General features: G+C 67.1%; 22 protein-coding genes and 1 pseudogene. 13 read left to right on the top strand and 10 right to left on the bottom strand.

The genetic code is table 11. The annotated features are described in order from the left end of the window. Window positions 1-29: 29 nt before the first annotated feature. Entirely contained in the window at window positions 30-1022 is a 993-nt protein-coding gene (locus AU195_RS23625; RefSeq protein WP_059161440.1) for an ABC transporter ATP-binding protein, read from the bottom strand. Between the two features lie 2 nt (window positions 1023-1024). Next, entirely contained in the window at window positions 1025-2074 is a 1050-nt protein-coding gene (locus tag AU195_RS23620; protein WP_059161439.1) for an ABC transporter permease, read from the bottom strand. A gap of 211 nt (window positions 2075-2285) precedes the next feature. On the opposite strand from AU195_RS23620, the gene AU195_RS23615 reads away from it, so the two are divergent. After that, window positions 2286-2987, top strand: coding sequence for a DUF1906 domain-containing protein (locus tag AU195_RS23615; protein WP_286149474.1), 702 nt, complete (start codon window positions 2286-2288; stop codon window positions 2985-2987). 5 nt (window positions 2988-2992) lie between these two features. On the opposite strand, the gene AU195_RS23610 is transcribed toward AU195_RS23615, so the two are convergent. From AU195_RS23610 to lnt, 4 genes and pseudogenes are all read right to left on the bottom strand, one after another. Beyond that, a complete protein-coding gene (locus tag AU195_RS23610) occupies window positions 2993-4534 on the bottom strand; it encodes a serine hydrolase domain-containing protein (RefSeq protein WP_502687382.1) in 1542 nt (513 codons plus the stop codon). 141 nt (window positions 4535-4675) lie between these two features. Beyond that, complete coding sequence (locus AU195_RS23605; protein ID WP_059161558.1) at window positions 4676-5746, bottom strand: resuscitation-promoting factor; 1071 nt, start codon at window positions 5744-5746, stop codon at window positions 4676-4678. Window positions 5747-5974: 228 nt separating this feature from the next. Beyond that, window positions 5975-6310, bottom strand: a pseudogene (locus AU195_RS26310) (transposase); the annotation flags it as partial. Between the two features lie 38 nt (window positions 6311-6348). Beyond that, window positions 6349-7851, bottom strand: a complete 1503-nt coding sequence (gene lnt, locus AU195_RS23600; RefSeq protein WP_059161437.1) for an apolipoprotein N-acyltransferase — start codon at window positions 7849-7851, stop codon at window positions 6349-6351. Between the two features lie 60 nt (window positions 7852-7911). Here lnt and AU195_RS23595 point away from each other — a divergent pair, with 60 nt between their 5' ends. From AU195_RS23595 to AU195_RS23560, 8 genes are all read left to right on the top strand, one after another. After that, window positions 7912-8418, top strand: a complete 507-nt coding sequence (locus tag AU195_RS23595) for a hypothetical protein (protein ID WP_286149466.1) — start codon at window positions 7912-7914, stop codon at window positions 8416-8418. Between the two features lie 23 nt (window positions 8419-8441). Beyond that, window positions 8442-8951, top strand: a complete 510-nt coding sequence (locus tag AU195_RS23590) for a nuclear transport factor 2 family protein (RefSeq protein ID WP_286149473.1) — start codon at window positions 8442-8444, stop codon at window positions 8949-8951. Further along, window positions 8951-9994: a zinc-binding dehydrogenase gene (locus AU195_RS23585; protein WP_059161434.1), complete on the top strand. Its 1044-nt coding sequence runs from the start codon at window positions 8951-8953 to the stop codon at window positions 9992-9994. The genes AU195_RS23590 and AU195_RS23585 overlap by 1 nt, the downstream gene beginning before the upstream one ends. A 5-nt stretch (window positions 9995-9999) precedes the next feature. Then, a complete protein-coding gene (locus AU195_RS23580) occupies window positions 10000-10755 on the top strand; it encodes an acyl-[acyl-carrier-protein] thioesterase (RefSeq protein ID WP_059161557.1) in 756 nt (251 codons plus the stop codon). 137 nt (window positions 10756-10892) lie between these two features. Beyond that, complete coding sequence (locus tag AU195_RS23575) at window positions 10893-11477, top strand: helix-turn-helix domain-containing protein (RefSeq protein WP_059161433.1); 585 nt, start codon at window positions 10893-10895, stop codon at window positions 11475-11477. A 69-nt stretch (window positions 11478-11546) separates the two neighbouring features. Next, complete coding sequence (locus tag AU195_RS23570) at window positions 11547-12113, top strand: dihydrofolate reductase family protein (RefSeq protein ID WP_059161556.1); 567 nt, start codon at window positions 11547-11549, stop codon at window positions 12111-12113. 193 nt (window positions 12114-12306) lie between these two features. Continuing rightward, a complete protein-coding gene (locus tag AU195_RS26415) occupies window positions 12307-12657 on the top strand; it encodes a TetR/AcrR family transcriptional regulator (protein ID WP_157531242.1) in 351 nt (116 codons plus the stop codon). Between the two features lie 267 nt (window positions 12658-12924). Then, window positions 12925-14385: a serine/threonine-protein kinase gene (locus AU195_RS23560; RefSeq protein WP_059161431.1), complete on the top strand. Its 1461-nt coding sequence runs from the start codon at window positions 12925-12927 to the stop codon at window positions 14383-14385. A gap of 60 nt (window positions 14386-14445) precedes the next feature. On the opposite strand, the gene AU195_RS25840 is transcribed toward AU195_RS23560, so the two are convergent. Further along, window positions 14446-14613, bottom strand: a complete 168-nt coding sequence (locus AU195_RS25840; RefSeq protein WP_157531241.1) for a hypothetical protein — start codon at window positions 14611-14613, stop codon at window positions 14446-14448. 195 nt (window positions 14614-14808) lie between these two features. Between AU195_RS25840 and AU195_RS25490 the strand changes: the two genes are divergently transcribed. Then, entirely contained in the window at window positions 14809-15279 is a 471-nt protein-coding gene (locus AU195_RS25490; RefSeq protein ID WP_157531240.1) for a hypothetical protein, read from the top strand. Between the two features lie 30 nt (window positions 15280-15309). On the opposite strand, the gene AU195_RS23550 is transcribed toward AU195_RS25490, so the two are convergent. The 3 genes from AU195_RS23550 to AU195_RS25485 are packed head-to-tail and all read right to left on the bottom strand — an operon-like array spanning window position 15310 to window position 17825. Next, a complete protein-coding gene (locus tag AU195_RS23550; RefSeq protein ID WP_172800702.1) occupies window positions 15310-16626 on the bottom strand; it encodes an LppP/LprE family lipoprotein in 1317 nt (438 codons plus the stop codon). 43 nt (window positions 16627-16669) lie between these two features. After that, complete coding sequence (locus tag AU195_RS26025) at window positions 16670-16957, bottom strand: hypothetical protein (protein ID WP_172800701.1); 288 nt, start codon at window positions 16955-16957, stop codon at window positions 16670-16672. 25 nt (window positions 16958-16982) lie between these two features. Continuing rightward, window positions 16983-17825, bottom strand: coding sequence for an N-acetylmuramoyl-L-alanine amidase (locus tag AU195_RS25485; protein ID WP_082703195.1), 843 nt, complete (start codon window positions 17823-17825; stop codon window positions 16983-16985). 208 nt (window positions 17826-18033) lie between these two features. On the opposite strand from AU195_RS25485, the gene AU195_RS23540 reads away from it, so the two are divergent. From AU195_RS23540 to AU195_RS23530, 3 genes are all read left to right on the top strand, one after another. After that, window positions 18034-19614, top strand: coding sequence for a serine/threonine-protein kinase (locus AU195_RS23540; protein WP_059161428.1), 1581 nt, complete (start codon window positions 18034-18036; stop codon window positions 19612-19614). Beyond that, window positions 19611-21113: a neutral zinc metallopeptidase gene (locus AU195_RS23535; protein WP_502687381.1), complete on the top strand. Its 1503-nt coding sequence runs from the start codon at window positions 19611-19613 to the stop codon at window positions 21111-21113. Before AU195_RS23540 ends, AU195_RS23535 begins: the two co-directional genes overlap by 4 nt. An 88-nt stretch (window positions 21114-21201) precedes the next feature. Beyond that, window positions 21202-22713 (top strand): serine/threonine-protein kinase, encoded by a 1512-nt coding sequence (locus tag AU195_RS23530; RefSeq protein ID WP_059161427.1) that lies wholly within the window; start codon window positions 21202-21204, stop codon window positions 22711-22713. The last annotated feature ends 98 nt before the right edge of the window (window positions 22714-22811 follow it).

Genomic DNA, 22811 nt, shown 5'->3' with positions numbered 1-22811 from the left:
GACTGCGGAGGCATCGGCTGGCTCCGATCTCACTGGCCGTCACACTCCCGGTGCGCGATCAGATCGCTCACGCCCGTCACGCCGGACCGTTGCCGGAACTCCTGCACCGTATGGCCGACGACTGTCGCGTCGGTTCGGGCGCGCACAGTCGCCGAGCGCGGCAGATGGAAGAGGACGCCCAGCTCACCGAAGTAATCCCCCGGTTGGGCAACCTTCACCAATTCCTCACCGCCGCCGGAGAGTTCACGCACGATCTCGAGTTCGCCCCGAGTGACGACATAGATCAGGTGACCCATGGTGCCCTGCCGGAAGAGCACTTCGCCGGTCTTCAGGTCCACGGTGTCGAGCGGACGGTTGCTCGACGGGAGTGCAGGCAGGAGTTCGACGACGCGATCGGCCATCGGCAACATCCGGCTGTCGTGCGTCGCGACCACCACGACACGTTCGCCCTGCGCGAGCGAGCGGATCAGGCGCAGCACTTCCTCCACCTGGATGAAGTCCAGGTGGGCAGTCGGTTCGTCGGCGAGGATCAGCGGCGGGTCGACCGCGAGTGCACGCGCGACTGCGACCCGCTGCTGCTGACCGCCACTGAGGTCGCCCGGTCGATGTTTCATCCGCTCCGCGAGTCCCACGCGGGTCAGGAGGTCTTCGGCGCGCTGACGCGCACGTGTGCGTGACATCCCGGCTATGCGCAACGGGACCATGACGTTCTCGATGGCGGTGAGGCTCGGGACGAGGTTGAACGCCTGGAACACGATGCCCACCGTGTTGCGTCGGTGCCTCGCCAACTCGCCGCCGTCGAGCGAGGTGATGTCGACGCCGTTGAACGTGATCCTGCCGGACTGCGGCCGCAGGATGCCGCCGAGACAGGACAGCAGAGTCGTCTTCCCACAACCGCTGGGCCCCAACAAGATCAGCAGCGACCCTGCCGGCACGTCGAGGCTCAAGCCGTTGATCGGCCGGACGGCGTACCCACCGCTGGAGTACTCGACGACCAGATTGCGGATGCTCAGAGCACTCACGCTCACGGCCCTCCGAAAGCCAGCGCCGGGTCGACCGCCACGATCCGCCTGACTCCGGCGACGCTCGCCAAGAGCCCGATGCCGACTGCGACCACCGGCAGCGCGACGAAGGCGCGCACCGGCACCACGACGTCCATCGGGAAAATCGGCGCCAGCAGTTGCGAGAGCACCATTCCCAGTGCCGCGGCGAGAAGCGCGACGACGACCGCTTGCAGGGCCAGCCCCGCCAGTATCGAGCCCGTCCGCGCGCCTATCGCCTTGAAGACCGCGAAGTCGCGCATACGTTCCAGGGCAGAGACGTACACGACCGATCCGACGATCAGCGCCGCCACGACCCAGAGCAACGCGGCCACTATCGCGATGCCGTCCACCCCCGCCTTCAGCGGCCGCAGCAGATCGTCGACACCTGTCGCTCGATCGACGACGTCAAAGCCCTCAGGAGCCTGTCGTGGTGTGCCGACGACTCCGATCGAGGTGACCAGCGGCTGACCGGTGTACGCCAACTGCTGCAGACCCTCGGTCGTCAGGAAGAGATTGGGCATCTTCGCCAGTGCGGTGGAATCGGGCACGATGCCGACGATCCGCAACGTCCGCGCGCCGGCCTGCAACTGCTCGCCCACCCGTCGACCGAGGGTGCTCGAGGCCGCGACCTCGTTCGGCGTCGACGGTGCGCGACCCTCGGTGACCGACGGCATCCCGGGGCCGCGCTCCGGCGCCCCGAACGCGTTGGCGTTCCGGGTCGCCGTACCTTCCCTGACCGTCGTCGCGGCCGTGGCGAGCGGGGCCGCGGCCTTCACGCCGGGCGTCGCGGCGACCTGAGCGAGATCGACGGGGGTGAATGGTGTCGCACCGAGGAACGGCCCGTTCGCCCCCGCTCGGATCACGAAGGCGTCGACACCCATCGAATCGACGGTGCGCTCCGCCTCCACGCGGAAACCGTTCGCGAGTCCGGTCAACACCAGTGTCATCGCGAACACCAGGCCGGTGCTGACGATCGCGATGAAGAAGCGTCGCCGTCGCCACTGCATGTCGCGGAGCGCCGCGAACAACATGGATTCGACGGTACCGAGACCGCCTTGTCCGCCGAGGACTTTGGCGGGATTGTCCGCTGACTGGCCCCGAGCGTGGTGCCGCCGTTGTTACCATCGCGCCGTGCATGAACCGCCGAGGCCGTCCGGTCGTGGCGACGTGCGCTCCATCTCCCGACGCGCAGCACTGATCTACGGGCTCTCCGCGCCGGCTCTGTTGGCCTCCGGGTCCGCGATGGCCACGTTCGCCGCCCCGAGGGCATCGGCCGCCGACCTGAGGCTGATCGACTTCACGCACCGGCAGGTCCCGCCCGACCAGATCAAAGCGGCGGGATTCGACGGGGCGCTCGTCTATGTGTCCGAGCTACGGCCGGGGGCGGACTTCGATTTCAAGCCGGTCACGCGCGGCTACGCGGATGCGCTGCGGGCTGCGGGTCTCCGCGTCGTCAGTTGCTATCAGTACGGCAAACCCGGCTGGCCAACACCGTCGGACTTCACCCGCGGGTATGACGGTGGCGTCGCGGACGCGCGGACAGCCCTGCGGCTGCACTCCGCGGCCGGTGGGCCGGCGTCCGCGCCGATCTTCTTCAGCATCGACGAGGACATCGACGCCGACACCTGGGAGACCGTCGCGGTCGAGTGGCTGCGCGGGATCAACTCGGTTCTCGGCGTGCACCGCACCGGGGTCTACGGACACTCCCGGGTGTGTGCGTGGGCGATCGCGGACGGCGTGATAGGACGCTCGACCACGCCGGGGCACTGGTGGGCATGGCAGACCAGAGCCTGGTCCGATGGTGAGCGCGAATCCAGGGCGGTGCTCTACCAATACGTGATCGTCACCGCTTCCGATCCGGGTGTCCGCCTGGGCGGCACGAACGTCGATGTGAACGAGGTCATGGCGGGCGATTTCGGACAGTGGGATCTCGACAGAGCGTGACGGGGTCAGCGCGGCGCGGCGCCGTGCAGGCCGAGAGCCCGGGCGGTCAGCGTGGCCACTTCACCGCGCAGGGTCGAGATCGGCCAGTTGCCCCGTGGGTGAATAGCGTTCGCCAGCAGGACGACGTAGGTGTCCGAACCCGGATCGATCCACACCGAGGTTCCGGTGAAGCCGGTGTGGCCGAAACTGCCGACGGGAAAGACCATTCCCCGCGGTTGTGAATGCGCGGTGTCGATATCCCACCCGAGGCCGCGCAGGTTCTGCCCCCCGACAGCGGGATAGTTCGGCGCCAGCAGCGGATGCCGTGCGTTCGGTGTTCTGATCACGGCTTCCGCGGTGGTCTGCTGCGCTGCCTCGAGCTGTCGGGCCGTGCCTCCGGGTTGCTGGGGAGCCGTCATCATCTCGAGGGTCGCCTTCGCGAGCGGGAAGGCACTCGGACGGTCGGCGAGCCGGTCCAGCAGGGCCTGCGCGAAGATGCCGACATCGTGCGCGGTGGAGAACACACCGGCGTGCCCGGCCACGCCACCCATGCGGCGCGTCGTCGTGTCGTGCACGGATCCCCGTAGCAGGTGGTCGAAGTCAGGATTCGTGCGCGGATCGCGTCGGCCTTCGTCGTCGTGGGCCGTGGGTGCGATGCGCGAGAGCAGACCCGTGCTCCACGTCCCTTCGGGACAGCGCACCGGTGCGCCGTTGCGACGCGCGGGAGCCCACACCAACGCGACTCCCCTGACCGTGTGAGGACCGCATGCCTTGGCGGGCGGCAGGTAACTCGTCTCCGACATCCCGAGCGGCGCAAAAACGTTCCGCTCGACGAAGACGTCTTCCGGCTCACCGGTGACCCGCTCGATCAGCGCGCCGAGCAGGATGAAATTGATGTCGGAGTACCGGTAGACCTCTCCGGGCGCGGAGAGCAGCGGCGTGGTGAGCGCGCGATGGATACCCTCCTTCTTGTCGGCGCGGTTCAGCCCCCACGGATCGTCGAGGTTGACGTCCGGCGCCTCACCCGAGAAGTGGGTGAGCAGCATGCGGACCGACACCTTGGCTCGCTGGGGGTCCTGCGAAGGATTGAAGCCGGGCAGGTACTTCTGCAGAGGATCGTCGAGTCCGACCCTGCCTTGTTCGTGAAGTTGCAGGACCGCGGTGGCCGTGGCGAGGACCTTGGTCAACGACGCCAGGTCGAAGATCGTGTCCTCGGTCATCGGCTCCGCCGGGGCCGCCACCCCGTCGAGCCCGGGTTCGCCGGCCAATTTTCGATCCCCGTACGCGCTGTGGAAGACGATGTCGCCACGGTGCCCGACCAGCACCACCGCACCGGGCAGCCGCCGTGCCGCGATCGCGTCGTTGATCACCGTGGAGATCGCGGAGAAGTCGGCGGTGATCGCCTCTCGAGGGGGCGGCGGACTCGGAAGCGCGGCGGACGTCGGACGCGGTGCGGCGACCGCGGCCGGCGGCGGCGTCACAGGCGCTACCCCGCCGCGCGCCGACTGTGCGACGGTGCCGCACGCGGCCACGACGGCGAGGACGATCAAGATAGTTGCTGATGCAATGGCTTTGCGGACAACGCGCTTGACGGCAAGGACGTCGGCTGACGTGTCAATAACCACAGGGAACGCCGTCGGATTCGGGGCTACGGTCGGCCATCAGCATAGGCGGCGATCCCGTCGCCGGTCCCGGATTGCGTCGTATCGTCAGCGCCGCACCCTCGCGCTGCACACCGGCCAGGCGCCCCAGCCCTGCTTCGCCCGCGTGACCTCCGCGATCGCGATCTGCTCCTCCCGGGTGGCCAGGTCGGCGCGCGGCGCATAGCGCAGTCCGCCGTAGGCCTCCCAGGTGCTCTGCTTGAACTGGACACCGCCGTAGAAGCCGTTGCCGGTGTTGATCGCCCAGTTCCCGCTCGATTCGCAGGTGGCGAGCGCATCCCACGCCGTGTTGAGCACCGGCGGCACCTGGGTTCCCGGCTTGGCGCCGACCCGTTGCACCTGGGGCCGGGCGGGCGACACGACACTGCGAGCCACCACCTGTCGCGCGACCGGCCTGCCGTTGACCGTCGAGACGGCGAAGGTGACGTCCTGGGTGCCCGGGCTGCCTGGGTCGGCGACGACGCTTCGGCTGATATTGATGGTGGGGTCGTGGATGCGCCGCAGCGGCGCGGGCAGCGGCAGACGCTCGGACACCTTGTGCACCCTGACGCGGGTGACCACGATCTGCATGCCCTCGAGGACCGGATCGGACGCTCGCGGCAACACCCTGTCGCTCTGCTGGAGCGGCGCGCCTGCGGCATCGAGCAACTGGCCGACAGTCGCCGCCGCCAGCCGTCGCTCGCTCTTGACGCCGCCGTCGTTGATCTGCACCCGCTTCGGGCTGACCACCGCCAGCGCCATACCGGCCACCGGCACATGAGTGGCACGCGATGCGCCGACGGGGGCCACCTCGTGCATCGACAGCCGCTTCAGGGCGTCATCGACGGTCACCGCCGTGGTCCAGACCTGCTCGGCCGGTTGTCCGTCGACCGACACCTGCAGCGGGCGACCGCGTTTGAGCACGATGGTGTCGGACGCGCGAACCGGCTGTTCGGCCCCCGGGGTGACCTCGTCGTGCTCGCCGACGGCATAGCCGTTGTCCCGCAACACGTCGGCCACGCGCGACTGCATCGTCGACACCGTCGTGGGGACGCCGTCGACGGACAGCGTGACGCGCTTGACCGCGACCGCGGCGTAGCCGCCCGCGCACATCAACGCGACCAGCAGTGCCCCGACCATCGCGCGGTGCCTGTTCGATGTCGCGGGCGCGGCGACGGGGGGCGTCGCATCCTCGGCCGTGTCGGTTCGTTCGGCGTCGGCCAACATGGCCAACACGTCCTCCGCCAGTGCGCCTCTCGTCGCCCCGCGCAGCGTGATCCCGCCCAGCCGCTCGACCCCGGAGGCCTGGCACCACACCAACGCCTGCACGAACAGCGGTGCCAGCGCGGCCGCGTGCCGCCTGCGGAACCGCGCGATCGCTCGATGGTCCGGAACCCGGCCCGCCGCGAGCCACCGGAAACAGGCGTCCTCGGCGCACTTCCGCGCGATCATGCGCGATGAGCTCAGCCCGCTCGCGCAGCCGTACAACAGGATTGCGGCCATCAACCGCGGATCCCACGCTGCCGCGCCACGTTCGTCGGTGTGGTCATCCCGGGAACGGCCGAGGTCGACGTGTTCGTCGACCAAGACGGCGATCACCCGGCATAGGTGTTCAGCCGACAACCCACCGGCCAGGGACGGCGGCAGCGGCGACCTCTCGTCGTCGGCCGCTCGGCGAAATGCCCTGTCGTCCAGCGTCGTCATCAGCGAACCATCATGCCTCCGACTGACGGTTGCGCCGATCACCCCGCCCGGCGTGTTGTGTGACGAGCCGACCAGTACCGGACGGCGGCGACGAGGGCGGCGCCGGCGAGGAGTGAAACCGCCGTTGCCAGTACCCAATTGCCGAACCGCTGGAATGCCGTGGGGTGCGCACCGAGCGGAACGTCCACCACGATCACCCCGCTTAGGGTGTCGGGGTACCAGGCGAGTTGACGACCTCGCGCGTCGAAAGCGGAGCTGACACCGGACAATCCGGCGTGCACCGCCGGGTGACCCACCTCCGCGGCATGGACCGCGACTTTGCTGGCCAACTGCGGCTGCGCCCAACTCCCTTGATATGTCGAGGTGGAACTCTGATACACCAGCAGCTGCGCCCCGCGCTCGACCAGTTGGCGGGGAAGATCGGAGAACGTCGCCTCGAAACTGATCAGCGGCCCGACGGCCAGGCCACGCCCGGTGTGCAACACCACCGGTTCGCCGCCGCGCTGCCGGTCTTCCGCCGCGGCTTTCGTATGCCGTGTCGCGCAACCGAACAGCGGGCGCAGCGGCACATACTCGCCGAACGGCACGAGCCGCATCTTCGAATAGGAGCCGCGCGGCCCGTCCGGTCCGATCAGCACCGACGACTTGCGGATCACGCCCGAGCGGTCGCGGGCGTCGACGTTGACGAGGAGGTCCGCGCCGACCCGCCGGGACAGGTCGGTCAGGCGCCTCAGGTCCTCCGGTCGGCCGGCGAGATCGACCCCGACACTGCTCTCACCCCAGACGACCAGGTCGAGTTCCCGGCCGCGCAGCTGGTCGGTCAGGGCTTCGCCGGCCGCCTGGCGGGCCGCGGAGTCCTCGATGTCGCCCGGTTGCACGAGCGCCACGCGGACGGTCGGCCCGACCGCGGGCGCCGGCCCCAGCCAGAACCAGGCCGGGCCGAGCGCCGCGCACGCCACCGCCGCCGCTGCGGCGACGACGCGGACGGCGAACTGCCGGTGGAGGATCGCCCCGACGATCGCGGTGTTCGCCGCGACGATGAGAACGGTGGTGAGCCACACGCCGCCGAGCGAGGCCGAGGCGAGCGTCGCCGGCTGATTCCATTGCGAAGCGCCCAGCGAGGCCCACGGACCGCCCAGACCGGGCAGTGAACGCACCGCCTCGGCCACGATCCAGGCGCTCGGCAGCACCACCAATGCCGCGAACGTCCGCCGCGCCGTGATGTGTTCGCCCAACAGCAGATACGCGGCCGATCCCCAAGGCACCCACAACGCGCCGAGCCCGACGGCCAGGACGAGCAACAGCGGTCCGGCACTGGGCAGCAGCCAGTACTGGGTGGCCAGTACGTAGCCGGCCATTCCGCACCACGCCCGTAGCGCCGCTGCCCGAACGGTCGCCGCCGCCCGCACCACGAGAAGCAGCGGAACGACGCCGACCCACGCCAGCCACCACCACGACGGTGCAGGAAAGGCCAGTGCGGGCACGGCGCCGGCGACGAACGCCGCCGCGAGACCCGCCCATCGCGCGTTTCCAGACCACACCGTGCAAGCGTCACATCTCGCAGGGCTTCTGTGCGACTACGGTGATCGACCATGCGGCTCATGACCGCTCCCCCACGCCTCGGGCAGTCCGACTGCGAGCGCATCGTCGACGGCGCGCTGGCACAGCCCGTCCTCGCCGTCACCAGCCTGGCCTATGTCGCCGCCGGACTAGTCGTGCTGTGCTGGGCCGCGCGGTGGAAGGCGCCCCTGGCATGGCTCGCCGGAGTCGTGCTCGTCGCGGTCGGGATCGGCAGCGTCGCCTTTCACGGTCCGCAGCCGTCGTGGTCGAAACCGGCCCACGACCTGCCGATCATCGCCGTCGGGCTCGTGTACGTCGTCATCCTCGCCCGCAGCCGGGGTCGGCACTGGCGGTCGGTGTGGGCGCCGGCGGCCGCCATCTTCGCGCTGGGACTGGCGGCCTACGCCGCGGGACGCTCGGGGTCGCCGCTGTGCCGGCCCGACAGCCTCTGGCAGTACCACGGCGCGTGGCACGTGCTTTCCGCTGTTGCGGCAGCATGGGCGGTACGCGCAGTGGCGCCGAGGTGGTGTGGGACCGTGTCGAGGTGAGTTCCGATGCACTCTTGCAGGAGATGCTCGACGAGTTCCAGTTGCGAAAACTGGTGCACGGGTACTGCCGTGCCGTCGACCGCGGCGACATCTCCGCACTGCGCGACCTGTACCACCACGACGGCCGGGACGACCACGGTGCGTTCTCGGAAGGCTCCGTCGAGGACTTCCTTCAGGAGTTGGCGGCCGCCCGCCCCTATCTGCGGTCCATGCAGCACCACATCACGACGATGAACTTCGCCATCGACGGCGACAGCGCCGAAGGAGAGATCTACAGTCTCGCCACCCACACGTTCATGGCGGGCGGACGCGACATCGACGTGTTGGTGGGCGGGCGCTACCTCGACCGGTACGAAAAGCGCGACGCGGTGTGGAAATTCGTCGAGCGCACGATCGTCACCGATTGGGCCGAGGTGAACGACCCGTCACGTCTGGACTTCAGCCATCCCGTCACCGACGGCACGCCGAGAGGGATGCCCGACTCGAGAGATCCTTCACATCAGTACTTTTCGATTCTCGGCAGAGACGCCTGATGCGCGCTGTCGTGTTCGAGGAGTTCTGCGGCGCCGTCGGGGTGCGTGCCGTCGCGGATCCGGTCCCGCCGCCGGGCGGCGTGGTGGTCGAGGTGCGTACGACCGGCCTGTGCCGCAGTGACTGGCACGGGTGGGCGGGTCACGACGACGGGATCGCGCTCCCACACGTACCCGGCCACGAGCTGGTGGGCATCGTCGCGGCGGTGGGAAATGGCGTCGAGAAATGGACGGTCGGTGACCGCGTCACCACCCCGTTCGTCTGCGGATGCGGTCGGTGCACATGGTGCCGCGACGGCCAGGCGCAGGTGTGCCCGGACCAGACACAGCCGGGCTTCACGCACTGGGGTTCGTTCGCCGAGATGGCGGCGCTGCACGCCGCCGACACCAACCTCGTCGCCGTGCCGGACTCGGTCGACGACGCCGCAGCCGCGGGGCTGGGCTGCCGGTTCGCCACCGCCTACCGCGCGCTGAGCGCCCGGGCACGGGTCCGTGCCGGCGAGTGGGTGACGGTCATCGGGGCCGGCGGGGTCGGCCTCAGTGCGGTGCACATCGCCGCCGCGTTCGGTGCGCGGGTGATCGCGGTGGATCGGGAGCCGGGCGCACTGGAACTGGCGCGCACCCTGGGTGCGGAACACACACTGCTCGCCGACGGATCCGACACGGCGGCGCGCGTACACGAACTCACCGGCGGGGGCAGTCACGTCTCCGTCGACGCCGTGGGATCCCCGGCGGCGGTGGTCGAGGCGATCCACAGCCTCCGACGGCGCGGACGCCACGTCCAGATCGGTCTGCTGCCGAATGTGGCGGGACACCCGGCGGTCCCGATGGACCGGGTGATCGCATGGGAACTCGACGTGTACGGCAGTCACGGTATGGCCGCGCTGGACTACCCCGCCATGCTGCAGCTGATCGAGGCGGGCACGTTGCGTCCGCAGGCACTGGTCGAGCGGGTTGTCGGACTGGCCGAGGGTGCGCAGCTTCTGCCGCTGGTCGGCACCGCCGCACCGGTCGGCGTCACCCTCATCGACCCGCGACAGGAGTGAACCGGATGCCGAACGATGACGTGAAACGTCGCCTGAGCCCGGAGCCGTCGGCGGGCTACGTCTATCGGACTTCCTGGCCGGTGCCGACCGGTGACATCGGCGAGCAACTGCAACTGCGCCTCGACGGAGTGGCCCGCTACATTCAGGAAGTCGGCGCCGAGAACCTCGTGGACGCCGGCGAAGCCGAGGAGCATCCGCACTGGCTGGTCCAACGCACGGTGATCGACGTCATCGAACCGATCGAGTGGCCCAACGAGGTGTCGTTCAGCCGCTGGTGCTCGGCGTTGTCGACGCGATGGTGCACCATGCGCGTCGACCTGGTCGGCAGCGAGGGCGGCCGCATCGAGACCGAGGGTTTCTGGATCGCGATCAACGAGAAGACCCTGACACCGCAGCGAGTTTCCGACCGCCTGATCGAGAAGTTCGCCAGCACCACCGAGGAACACCGCCTGAAGTGGCGACCGTGGCTGACCAACCCGACGGACACCGACGCCTCCGCGCCCTTTGCGCTCCGCAGGACCGACATCGATGTGTTCGAACACGTCACCAACACCGCCTATTGGCATGCGATCCATGAAGTCATGGCCGTGACGCCCGAGGTGTGCCGAGCCCCCTACCGCGCTGTCGTCGAGTACCGACGACCGATCCGGTACGGCGAAGACGTCACGCTGCGGTGGGTGCGCCGCGACGGCGAGGTGAACATCGCCATCACCGTGGGCGACGAGGTCCGCGCCGCGGCGCTGCTACGCACACTCGGCTGACGAAGCGACGAGCCGGGAAGTGAACGCCCGGAAAGACGGAATTCCCCACCAACCTGCAGTAGAACTACCGCAAGTGGGACCGGAGACTCCCCGGTTTGCCAGCCACGGCAAGAAGCCAGAGGCGAGAGGAGCGCACGATGGCCAAGATCACGCTGGCCGACGGACAGGTGGTGGAACTGTCGCCACAGGAGCTGGCCGAGTTCGTCGCCGCGCTCAAAAACCACCCGAACAAGGAGCCCCAAGAACCCAAGCCGCCCCGTCGGCGCCGCGCGCGTCCGAATCCCCTCGGTAAGCGGGGCGCGCGGTTGGAGGACGCTGACTGCATCCATCGGACGACGGACGTCAACGACATCTGCCTGCGATGCGGGGAGTACGTTCCGGAGCCAGATGCCGCGCCGAAGGCGGCGACTGCGCCGGGTCGCGACAGGCGGAAACGCAGACCTCGTAAATCTGCCCCCAAGCCGACCACCTGGGCGTCCGGAATGAAAGACCACGCCAAGCCCGTCATCGAGCGCCCGTTGTACAACGCGCTGAACATCCTCATCCAGCATCGTGATCCGATGAAGCGCGATGTCATAGCCGACCGGCTGCAGATCATTCCCGAGGCGGCGGGCGAGCGGTTGCAGGACTTGAAGAAGCTCGGCTTGGCGACGTGCGTCGGCAAATCGTGGATGGCGACACCCGAAGCGCGCAAGTTGTTTCCGAGGATTCGGGTCGCGTAGGGGCACCTCATTGTCTGAGTGTTCTCGATAGTCGCGATGAACTTCGCCCTCCGGTGCAGTCTGATCTTCATGGGCAAGCTCATCTATGGCTTCAACGTGTCGGTGGACGGTTACATCGCCGACGCACAAGGCAACATCGACTGGTCCGAACCGAGCGAAGAACTGCACCAGTACTGGAACGACTTCGAACGGGAGACCGCCCTGTCGTTATACGGCCGGCGGCTCTACGAACTGATGTCCGCGTACTGGCCGACCGCCGACGAGGCCCCCGATGCCACCCCATTCATCGTCGACTTCGCCCGCACCTGGCGCGACATGCCCAAGGTCGTGTTCTCGCGCACCCTGGAATCCGTCGACTGGAACTCCCGCCTGGAACGCAGTGACCCGGTCGAGGTGGTGAGGAAGCTGAAAGCCGAAACCGACGGCCAGCTGGAGGTGGCCGGCGCGACGCTGGCCGCGCCGATAGTGCAGGCCGGACTGGTGGACGAATACCGGATCGTGCTCGCGCCAACCCTTGTGGGCGGCGGCACCCCGTTCTTCCCGACCCTGCCGTCGTGGATCTCGCTGCGACTGGTGGAGAACCGCACCTTCCCGGGTGGCACGGTCCTGCTGCGCTACGAGGCGGAACACGACTGATCGGGCACCTACGAATAAAGGCCACGCCGGGCTCCGACGTGGCCTTCATTCGTGCTGTTCTTGGTCGTGCTGGTGGAGCTGCCGGGAATCGAACCAGACGCCGAAAACCTCATGAGCTGGGCGAACGCTACAAATCGCCCGCGAGACGACGCGAAACAACGCCGAGCGACCTGCGGATACGCGGCTTGTGTTGATGGCATCAACAGCTTCTAGACCACGCCCGTCTCATCACCCATTCGAACTCCCCGCCCGTTCGAGCCATTCACCAGACCAACGTCCCGAAAGACTGGAAAACGGTTGTGAGCCCATTGTCTCCTCGCCTCTCGCGCTCGCCGTCGACGGCTACGACGCCGTGCATATCCGAATGGTGGCCGATGACGCGGGCGTGACTGCCAGCAGCGTCTTCCAGTACTTCGCGTCGAAGGACGACCTGCTTGTGGCCGCACTCGACCAGTGGCGAACCAGCTTGAACTCGGCGTCCACGGCCGAACGCGATGCAGTCACCGATCCGTCGAGCCGATCGTCACACCTAAAGAAATGCTGACCCAGACCTTGTGAAACACCCGCGACGCGCGGATGCGTTGACGCCCGCATACCTTGTCGTCCGGCAGTGAGGGCAGCCGCCAATGCGGACCGAGTGCGCGACGCAATGACCCGAATATTCGCTGCAGCACTCAGCTATGGCCAGCATCGGCACCGCGCAGCGAGACGGCGGGCCAGAGCGCAAGAACCTCGCCGTTCGGTGCAGCCGCCCCCAACCCGCTGGTGAGGACGCCGGTCGCGCCGGTGGCTCGCCTGCCACACTCACAGCGTGGAAATCACGGACATCGCCGGTTATCGCGTCATCCGTCAGCTCGGCGCCGGCGGCATGGGGCAGGTATTCCTGGTGCAGCATCCGCGCCTGCCCCGGCAGGACGCGCTCAAGCTGCTCGACGCCGGCGTCTCCCGCAATGACGAGTTCAAGGTGCGGTTTCAGCGGGAGGCGGATCTGCTCGCTCAGCTCTCGCACCAGAACATCGTCACATTGCACGACCGCGGTGAGTTCGAGGGCAGGTTGTGGATCACGATGGAGTACGTCGATGGCACAGACGCCGGCGAGTTGCTCAAGGCCGACGGCCCCCTCGACCCCGGCCTGGCGGTCCAGCTGGTCGGCGCCGCGGCCGCGGCGCTGGACTACGCGTGGCGCAAGCAGAAGGTCACACACCGTGACGTGAAGCCGGCGAACATTCTGGTGGGTATCGACGAGTCCGATGGTGCACCGCAGATTGAGTCGGTGAAGCTCGCCGACTTCGGCATCGCCAAGGCAGCGGGTGAAGCTACGTCTCTCACGTCCACCGGGATGACAATTGGAACGATGCAGTACATCAGCCCTGAAGCGATCGAAGGCGAGGAGGTCGACAATCGCTCGGACCTGTACTCGCTGGGCTGCACCGCGTTCCATCTGCTTACGGGACAGCCGCCGTTCACAGGGACATCGATCGCCTCGACGATGTCCGCGCACCTGAATAAGCCGGTGCCGTCCATCAGCACGGTCAACCCGCATCTGCCGAGTGCGATGGACGCGGTCTTCGAGCGAGTTCTGGCGAAGAAGCCCGACGGCCGGTACCCGTCCTGCGCAGCGTTCATCACCGCGCTGCAGGAGGCCGCCGGCGGCGAGGTCCGTTATCCGGCGTCCGCTCAGACGCTGGCGGCGGCGAGATCGCCGAACAGAGGCGTTGTAGACCCGGACGCGCCGACGAATGTGCGGAAGACGAGCGAGGGAGAGGGAGCGCCGCCGCAGCGGAGGTCCCGTACGGTGCCGATCCTCGCGGCGGTCGTGGCAGTGCTCGCAATAGGTGCGGCAGTACTCGGCGTGTCCGCGACACGTGGTGATAACGACGAGTCTGTGGCGCCGACTACCGGCACGACGACGACAACTGTGCCTTCGACGACCACATTGAGCGTCGTACCGGCACCCCCGCCGCCGGTCGTGACGACACCACCGGAGACCACCACGTCGGTACCCACAGTGACGACAACGGTCGCGTCGCCTCCCCTGCCGTACGAGGGCATGCCGTGCACCGTGTCGGAGTATGGGGCCGTCTCAGCCGACGGCAATTTGGCTTGCAGCCCTCTGACGGGTGCGTGGAGAGACCAAACCCACCTGCGTCGACCCGCAGTTCAACTAGGTACCGCGTGCACCGAGCCCGGTGCGCGCGCACGTGTCGCCCAAACCGATGGGCTCGCGACGTGCAAGGTGGACCCGACCGGCGATCTGGTTTGGAGCTGGTGATCACCGTCCCGCCAGCAACACCGCAGGCGTGTTTTATGGTGGACGGGCTGGCTGGCGAAGTCAGCCCAGCACCACCGCTTCGGGCACGCCGGTGTACTGAGCGAGAGCGCACAGATAGGCCCGGGTCGCGAACGCCGCATACATGGTGGACTGCGCCGTGACGCCGAGCGTCACGTGCATTGCGGCGTTGGAGACACCACCCACCGAGGGTCCGGTGGACGCGTACACGGCGAACCCGCCCTGGCGGAACCGTCCGTGCGTGGCAGTCGAAAACAGCGCGTACGGCAGCCCAGGGTCGCGGTCGCGGTGAGAGCTTCTGCTCCGCCGAGGGGTCGATCTGCGCGGTAACGAAGTCTATTAACAGCTACGAACTACTGCGTGATGGCCGGAGAGGCCGACTTGAGGGGGAGGCAGCATTTCATGGTGCGCGACATCATCAGAACGAGACGTTTCGCCGCGCTTGTGGCGGCAGTCGCCGCGCCAGCAACAGCGCTGGTTGTGGCGTCACCGGCCAACGCTAGATGCACAGATCAGTTCAACTACTCGCAGGACACGAGATCGAATGCGGAAATCAATTCGATCGGTGCTACCACGGGCGTCTGCCCGACGCCGATGAGAGGCAACACCAGCACCGTGCAAGGCCTCGTGCAAGGCGCCACGCTCGGTCGGTCGTGCGCGAACTTTGACCGGTTCCGGTTCGGCAAGACGGTCAGCGGCGACACGGTCATCTGCAATCCGCAAGGCGACGGTACCGGCCTGTGGGTTCGAGCAATCCCCGTCATCGGAACTCGGCTGATCGGCTCTTCCTGCCAAGGCATCACTTTCGCGCTGGCAGCGCAGTCGCCGGACGGAATACCCCTGGTCTGCAGCAGTGGCGCGTGGGTGCCCAACTGACCGGGTGAACCGCCGTTGCGGCGGGTTGCCCTATGGGTATGGTGCGCCACACAACCGATCGCCTTCATCGCCCATTACGTCGCGCCACTCGGGATCAGAGCAAGCCGACTCCAGATTCGTGGTAGGTGCCTGCTCTGCGCTGGTGAGGGGCGGCCCAGTAGTTGTCGGTATCGACACGGTAGGGCTATTGGAGGGTTGCTCCGATGGTGCATTCGAGCCCATGTCGGGTATGCGGTCGAGAGCAACGAGCTCGCCGTCCCGTAGCCGAAACCGCACGTCGGCCCAGGTGGCATCGTCGCAGCCGCCGCACGATCCCAAGGTTTCGCGGAACGTCAGGACGACTGTGTCGTCGGTTGTCATCTCTTCGTTGAACCTGAGATATCCGAATCCCGCTCCGGTTGGCGAGCCGACATAGTCGCCGTAATGGAAGAACAGTGCTTGCACTGGGGAGCTACCGGTTCCCATCGCGGTGGGCACCAATGCCGCGGTGAGGTTCTTGCAAGGGTCGAAATTCCCCCACACGTACTCCGGGTCGAGCGGGTATGCGCTGACGGGTTGAACTGTTTCTATCGCACGCATTACCGCTGGTGCTTGCAAGTCGATGCCACAGTTCGACGCAGGACTCGGGTTGGATGTCGTTGGGGACGGCAGTGTCATCTCTGTGGTTGACGGCGACCGACTAGTGGGAAGTGCAGCGACATCGGTGTTGCGCGAGGACTGCTCCTCCACGAAGCTGCTGCGTTCCCACTGAAGGGAGAAGTAGATGATGTGGCCCGCTACTACGAGCAACGAGGCCGCAACCGCGATACGACGCCAGAGGCGGATCCACGAGTCGATGGTGCCGGTCTGGCCGTAACTCGCTTCGATGTCGCTCGCGATACGCGTTGTCGCTACATGGGTTGCGACAACTAGGACAGCCGCGGAGACGGCATGGAGCACTAGGCCCCAACCAATCTCAGCGCTGATCGGAAGGCCCAGAACACTCTGGGTGGGGATCGTCATGATGCGAACTATCGTCGGAATCGAGAAGCTGAGGCATGCGACTCCGAGGACTACGGCAAGCCAAGCCAGTGGAAGCGCCCAGCGGAGGTCCAAAGGTGTGCGGTCCCAGAGCAGCACGGCGACGAGGATCAGAGCAGCGGTGACTCCGATCGCCAACTCGGCGCTTCCCCAGCCGCCGGCGTCCAAGCCGTTGACACTGAAGAGTGCGATTCTCACCCATGGGCCGATAGAGCCGATGGCAATGCCGACGGCTGCGGCGATAGCGACAAGCAGGAGTGGTCCGTAGTACCGATCCGTCGGAGGCGACCCGTTCCCCGTCCTCGGTTTCGGAATGGAGCCGGTCATGTATGTCTCCTTCCTCGTCGTCGAGGAGCGTTGCGAAGCGACGTCATGGCTGAACTGCTGATTGCCGCCGGGCGAAGAAGCCGTTCTCAGCAATCTCGCGTTCTGCGCGCCGCTTGCATCCGAGTAGGGACTCTTCGTGGCTGATTCCGCCTTCATGCTCGCCGGCGGCGGGATCCTCCTGCTCGAGTCGCCACGTTGTGGGCATCGAGCGGCTGCGGACAGCGCGGAAAATCAGACCTTTGTAGAAAGCCTCGTAGGCGACGTCATTTCTCTCTGGATGTACCTTGACCACTGTCACGCCCGCGCGGCGGAGAACGGTCGTGGCGCGCATAGGTGACTACGACGACTCGCCCCCCTCATCCACCCGCCGCGATCGCCGCCACCCGCGCTTTCCCCGCATCGCCGCATAAAGGCTGTAGATCGACCGAACCGGCCGCCATCAACTCGTCGACACGACGTTGCAGATCACCTGATTCGATCGCGGCATACAGGTTGTCCCCCGGGCACGCCGTCGACACCTGGTCGCGATGACCCTCGATCTTGGTAGAACTGATCTGAAAGTTGGCGGCGGCCCACGCGAAAGCCGTTGCAGCACCATGCAGCTGCTCCGGCGTGACTTCTTCTTCGTCGAAATTACCCTCGCATAAAACGAGGAAGTGTCCGTCCGGGTCATAAGTGGTTGCAGTGTCGCCCTTAATTAGTGGATCACGCAGCTGATAGATGTTCCCGTTGCGGTCGACGCCCACGTGGTAGGCGATGTCGATCCAGCCTCGGTCGTTCTGGTGAAGCTGCTGGTGTTGGAGCAGCCGAGCCGGCGCGTTGCGATTGTCCCCAAGGACAACCCCAGTGTGGTGCAGGGTCAGTTTCGTGGGGACGTGCGGAACGCCTGCGCCCTGGGCGGGGCGCGCTCCCCACGCGTCTCGACACAAGATTGCCGCTGCGACCGCAGCCGCCGGTGCCGACGTGCTTGTTGGCTGAGGTGCGGGGGCCTGTGGCGGGGCGGCCGTGGCTAAGCCCGGGCGCGCTGACGTCGGCGCAGCGGGAGACACGCTTGAGGTAGCCGAGTTCGCTACATCGGATTTTTGTGCGCAGGCCCCGACCGTGGCGGCCAGCCCCAACGTCCCGGCGATCTGTAGCACCCGGCGACGGGTGACGGCGTCGCGCCCCACGGGAACCTCGCCGGGTGGAGGGACGTTCATGAGCGTCACGATACGGATGAGCTGTCGCCGATGGAGGGTTCTTCTGATCTCGCTTGGACATATCTACTTGACAATGCAAGTGAATATCGTATTGCCGTGGCGCTCCCGCGTGGCGAGGTGCGCTCGGCGAGCCAACCCGCGACCGGCTAATGTTGCGCGTGGCTCCGAGTGGTGTGTCGGTGTCCACGATGCTGGTTAAGATTCGCTCATGCCCATTGCTGAAGGGGCGGTATTTGCCGGCTACACCATTCAGCGCTTGCTGGGCAGCGGGGGGATGGGCGAGGTCTATCTTGTGCAGCACCCCCGGCTGCCCCGCCAGGAGGCGCTAAAGATCCTCCCGGTGAGCGTGAGTGCCAACCCGGAGTACCGCCAGCGGTTCGCCCGTGAAGCCGACATCGCGTCGTCGCTGTGGCACCCGCACATTGTCGCCATCCATGACCGCGGCGAGCACGACGGCCAATTGTGGATCACGATGGACTACGTCGAAGGCACCGATGCCGCGCAGACCATTCGCGATCGTTATCCGTACGGGATGCCACCCAAGGACGTCCTCGACATCGTCGCCGCTATCGCCGATGCCCTCGACTACGCCCATGAATTATTTCTGCTGCACCGCGACGTCAAGCCGGCCAACATCCTGCTCAGCGCTCCTCGACACGGCGAGCGACGCACGCTACTGGCCGACTTCGGCATTGCGCGCGAAACTGACGACAACAGTGGGCTGACAGCGACCAATATGACCGTCGGGTCAGTCGCCTACGCCGCGCCCGAACAACTTACGGGCAGACCACTCGACGGCCGCGCAGACCAATACGCACTCGCTGCGACGGCCTACCATCTTCTCACCGGCACGGTGCCCTTCAGCAGCTCCAACCCAGCCGTCGTGATCGGCAATCACCTGTCCTCACCGCCGCCCAGTCTGGCCAAGGTGCGCGGCGACCTCGGTGGGATGGATTCGGCGTTGGCCACGGCGATGGCCAAGGAGCCGCACCAGCGGTTCGAGACCTGCCGTGACTTCGCGGCCGCCCTGACTGGAAGTGCCGCCTCCTCCGTCGGCGTCGTCGGACCCAACGACGCGACGCAGATGGCACTACGCACCCCGGCGTTCGCGGAGGTGCCCAGTCGAGACCCGAGTGTCACTCCGGCGCCAGCGGGACAGGCACGCTTCGCCCGCCGCCCGGCGCTCATCGCAGCGGGTGTCGCTGCCGTCCTGTTCGCCGTCGGACTGGTCGCATTCCTTGGCACAAAGTTGGCGCAATCGCCGACCGCGCCTCCCACTGCTGCGCAATCGCCCACTCTCACAAAGCCTCCCTGGCCAGAGGAGCTGCGCCCCACTCGACCTCCGATCCGTACCGCTCCCCCGAGTTCTCGGCAACAGAGCACCCCGCCTCCCGCACCACCTCCACGGGCACCCGCACCCGTCCCGGCCCCTGTCCCTCGGCCGCAACCGCCATCGGGCGACCTCGGTCTCGCCCAGCCGATGAGCCGACCCAACTGCAATGGGCAGGGCATCGTCGTCCTGGGCTCGGTCACCACACCGGGCCAGTACGTCGCCGGCGTGCAACGCCTTCTGGACGCGCACCCGGGTGCTTCCTACCTGCGCACCGATCAGAGTTGCCCCTCACTGCGGCCGGCCACCGCCCAGGGCAATCCCATCTACGCCGTTTACCGGCCGGCAGGCGTCGATACGGAAGCGGGGCTCGGGGCGGCCGTATGCGCCACCGGTGGCGGCGCCTACGGCAAGTTCCTCGACTACCTTCACCCGCCCGATCACCAGATCACGTGCTGATCACCGACGAGGCATCGACGAATGTCGTCGTCCGACTCGTCCCTCACCGAGGCGCCCGACTTCTCGCCACGGTCACACTCCTCGCTCAACTGCTCAGCGGCTGCGCGTCGACGCCCGGTCCCGCACATGCCCCGTCCGTTGATCAGGTGGAGTACCGCGTAGGCGGTATGCTCGTGATCGACGGGCCCAGCGGAGTCCGCGCGGATGCGCCGCCACCGCAACGCGCGGCCGAAAACACGGACGGCGGACCTGTCGATGATCTTGTCCTGCTGGCTGTCGACGATGTCGAAACATTCTGGCAGCAGCAGTATCCGGAGCATTTCGGTGCAAGGTTCCAGCCGGCCAACGAGCTCGTCTCCTACGACTCGCAGGACCCGTATTCGCCCGAAGTGTGCGGATTGAAGACCTACGACAATCCGAACGCCTTCTGGTGTAAACCGCTCCTCTCAACAAAGGAATACATCGCCTGGGATCGTGGCTTCGTTGTTCCTACCGGCCAGCACTATTTCGGGGACACTGCGGTCGCCGCGCTGATTGCCCACGAATACGGCCACGCCGTGCAGCACCGCGCGGGCCTGGTCGACATGTTCACCGAGACGGTCGTCGGTGAGCAGCAGGCGGACTGCTTCGCCGGTGCGTACAGCCGCTGGGTTGCCGAAGGGCACTCACCGCGGTTCACACTGAGCACCGGCGACGGTCTGAACCGGGTGCTGGCCGGTGCCATCACCCTTGCAGACCCGGTTTGGTCGGTGCGGCAGTCCGAAATGGTCGAGGAGGGCCACGGCACCGCCCTGGACCGCACGCGCGCGGTGCAGAAGGGTTTCGCGGAAGGCGCCGGTTCGTGTGCTGACATCGATCTGGCCGATATCGAGCGGGAGCGTGGCGACCTGCCGATCCTGCTGCAGCGCGACTCTTCCGGCGAGATCCAGTCCGGAGAGCTGCCGCTCGACGAGTCCAACTTGGCGACACTGCTGGAGCTGCTTGACCAGGTGTACGCGCCGCAAAGTCCACCAGGCCTGACATTCGACACCCAAGCGTGCCCTGAAGGTGCGGCCAGCCCGCCGACGTCCTACTGCCCGAGCACCAACACCATCGTGGTCGACCTTCCGTCACTGCAGGCGATGTCGACCCCGGCGGACCGTGAGGATTACGCCCTGCCCCAAGGTGATAACACCGGTCTGTCCGCTGTGACGTCCCGGTACTCGTTGTCATTGCAGCATGCCCGCGGTGAGCCACTCGACGCGGCCAGCACCGCGCTACTCACCGCCTGTCTGACCGGAGTGGCGCAGGCCGCGATGGCCGACCCGATTAAGCTCCCCAGCGGCAACAGCCTCCAGCTCGCCGCGGGCGACATCGACGAAGCCGTGGGCGGTCTCCTCACCAACGGCCTAGTCGCGAGCACTCTCGATGGGCTCACCGTGCCGGCCGGCTTCACCCGTATCGAGGCATTCCGCGCCGGGCTCTCCGGCTCTCAGCAAGCGTGTCGTCAGCAATATTGACCGAACGATGCGCCAACGTGGTGGTCAGCGATAAGCGGCCCCGTGATTCACTGGCAAACGCGGACATGCACGAGGGGGTAACGGGGTAATGGCGTCGTCCGACCGGCCGGGGGCCGGCAGACAATTCGGCAAGTACAAACTCCTGACGCTGCTCGGCCGTGGCGGGATGGGCGAGGTCTGGGAGGCGCGCGACTCACATAAGGGCCGCGTCGTCGCCCTGAAGATTCTGCTCGAGCAGTACGCCCAAGACCCCGGGTACCGCAGCCGGTTCACCCGCGAGGCCAACGCCGCCGCCTCGCTGCAGGAACCCCACGTCGTGCCCATCCACGACTGGGGCGAGATCGACGGCAACCTATACATCGACATGCGGCTTATCCGCGGCACCGATCTGCGCAAGCTCACCGAACGTGGTCCCCTAGACCCCGCCCGCGCCGTGCACATCATCGGCCAGGTCGCCGCTGCGCTCGACGCGGCCCATGCTGAAGGGTTGATACACCGCGACGTCAAACCCGAGAACATCGTCGTCTCCGGCGACGACTTCGCCTACCTTCTCGACTTCGGCATCGCCGAGAAGGCAGGCGACACCCGCCTCACGCAAGCCGGCATGACAATCGGCTCCTGGGCCTACATGGCGCCGGAGCGACTTGCTGGCGACCACACCACCAAGGCGGTCGACATCTACGCGTTGGCCTGCGTGCTCTACGAGTCCCTCACGGGCGCAAGGCCATTCCCGATTGACAGCATGCAGCAAGTAGTCAACGCCCACCTGCACACGCCACCGCCCCGTCCCAGCGGTGCCAACCCTCGGGTACCCGCCGCCCTTGACGCGGTCGTCGAACGCGGGATGGCCAAAGAACCCGACGACCGGTACGGTACCGCTGGTGCGTTGGCCCGCGCCGCCCACCGCGCTCTGTCAACGCCGGCGGTTCGCGACATCAACGCCACCATGCCTGCCGCCCATGTCCTCTCCGCTACCCAACAGCAGACCCGGACTGCACCTCCCCCCGCATCGGAACCGCCCGTGCCGCCTGCCGCGGCGGTGCCGGCGCGGTTGTCGAAGCCGATGGTTATCGCAATAGCGGTGTGCGCGGCGCTGTTCCTGGCTGCCGCAGGAATCGCGGTCGGCTTGCTCGCCGGGCAGACCGGGGACAGCAACACCTCGGCGCAAGACCCATCGCTGACCCGGCTGACCACCCCCGAGCGTTCCTCGCTCCCAACCGGACAGCGGCCATCGGCTACCGCGCCGCAGCCATCGCCAGAGCGGCGTGCGGCGCCATCAGCGGTGAAGGGAGTCGACGGCCTCGGGCAGCGCTGCGACGACGGCTTCGTCGTTACAGGGAATCCCGGCGCAGGCAGCCGCGCGGTCCGAGGAAGCGAAGAAACCAGTTGTCGCTTCACGGACAATGTCCTGATCGCATACTGGGACGCGGGAGGCCCGAACGCGTCGCCGCGCACGATCTATGCCCGTGGCGGGGTTCCCTGCAACCAGCGGTCTGCACGCTGTAGCGGTGAACTGTACGTGCTTGAGTGCAGTCCCTTTGGCGCCGGCGATTGGGTCACCTGTCGTGGTGGAGTGAATGCCGTTGTGCACATCTACTAAGTGGCGGATGCTCGCGGCTGTCTTGAGCTGCTGGATGCTGACGAATTGCGCACCAAACGAGTCCAACCAACCCGCCGAGAGCGCCAATAGTTCGCTAG

It is taken from the genome of Mycobacterium sp. IS-1496, from assembly GCF_001499995.1.
Taxonomy (GTDB): Bacteria; Actinomycetota; Actinomycetes; order Mycobacteriales; family Mycobacteriaceae; genus Mycobacterium.
The sequence above is the reverse complement of the archived record's forward strand: the minus strand, read 5'-3'. Positions and strand labels throughout refer to the sequence as shown.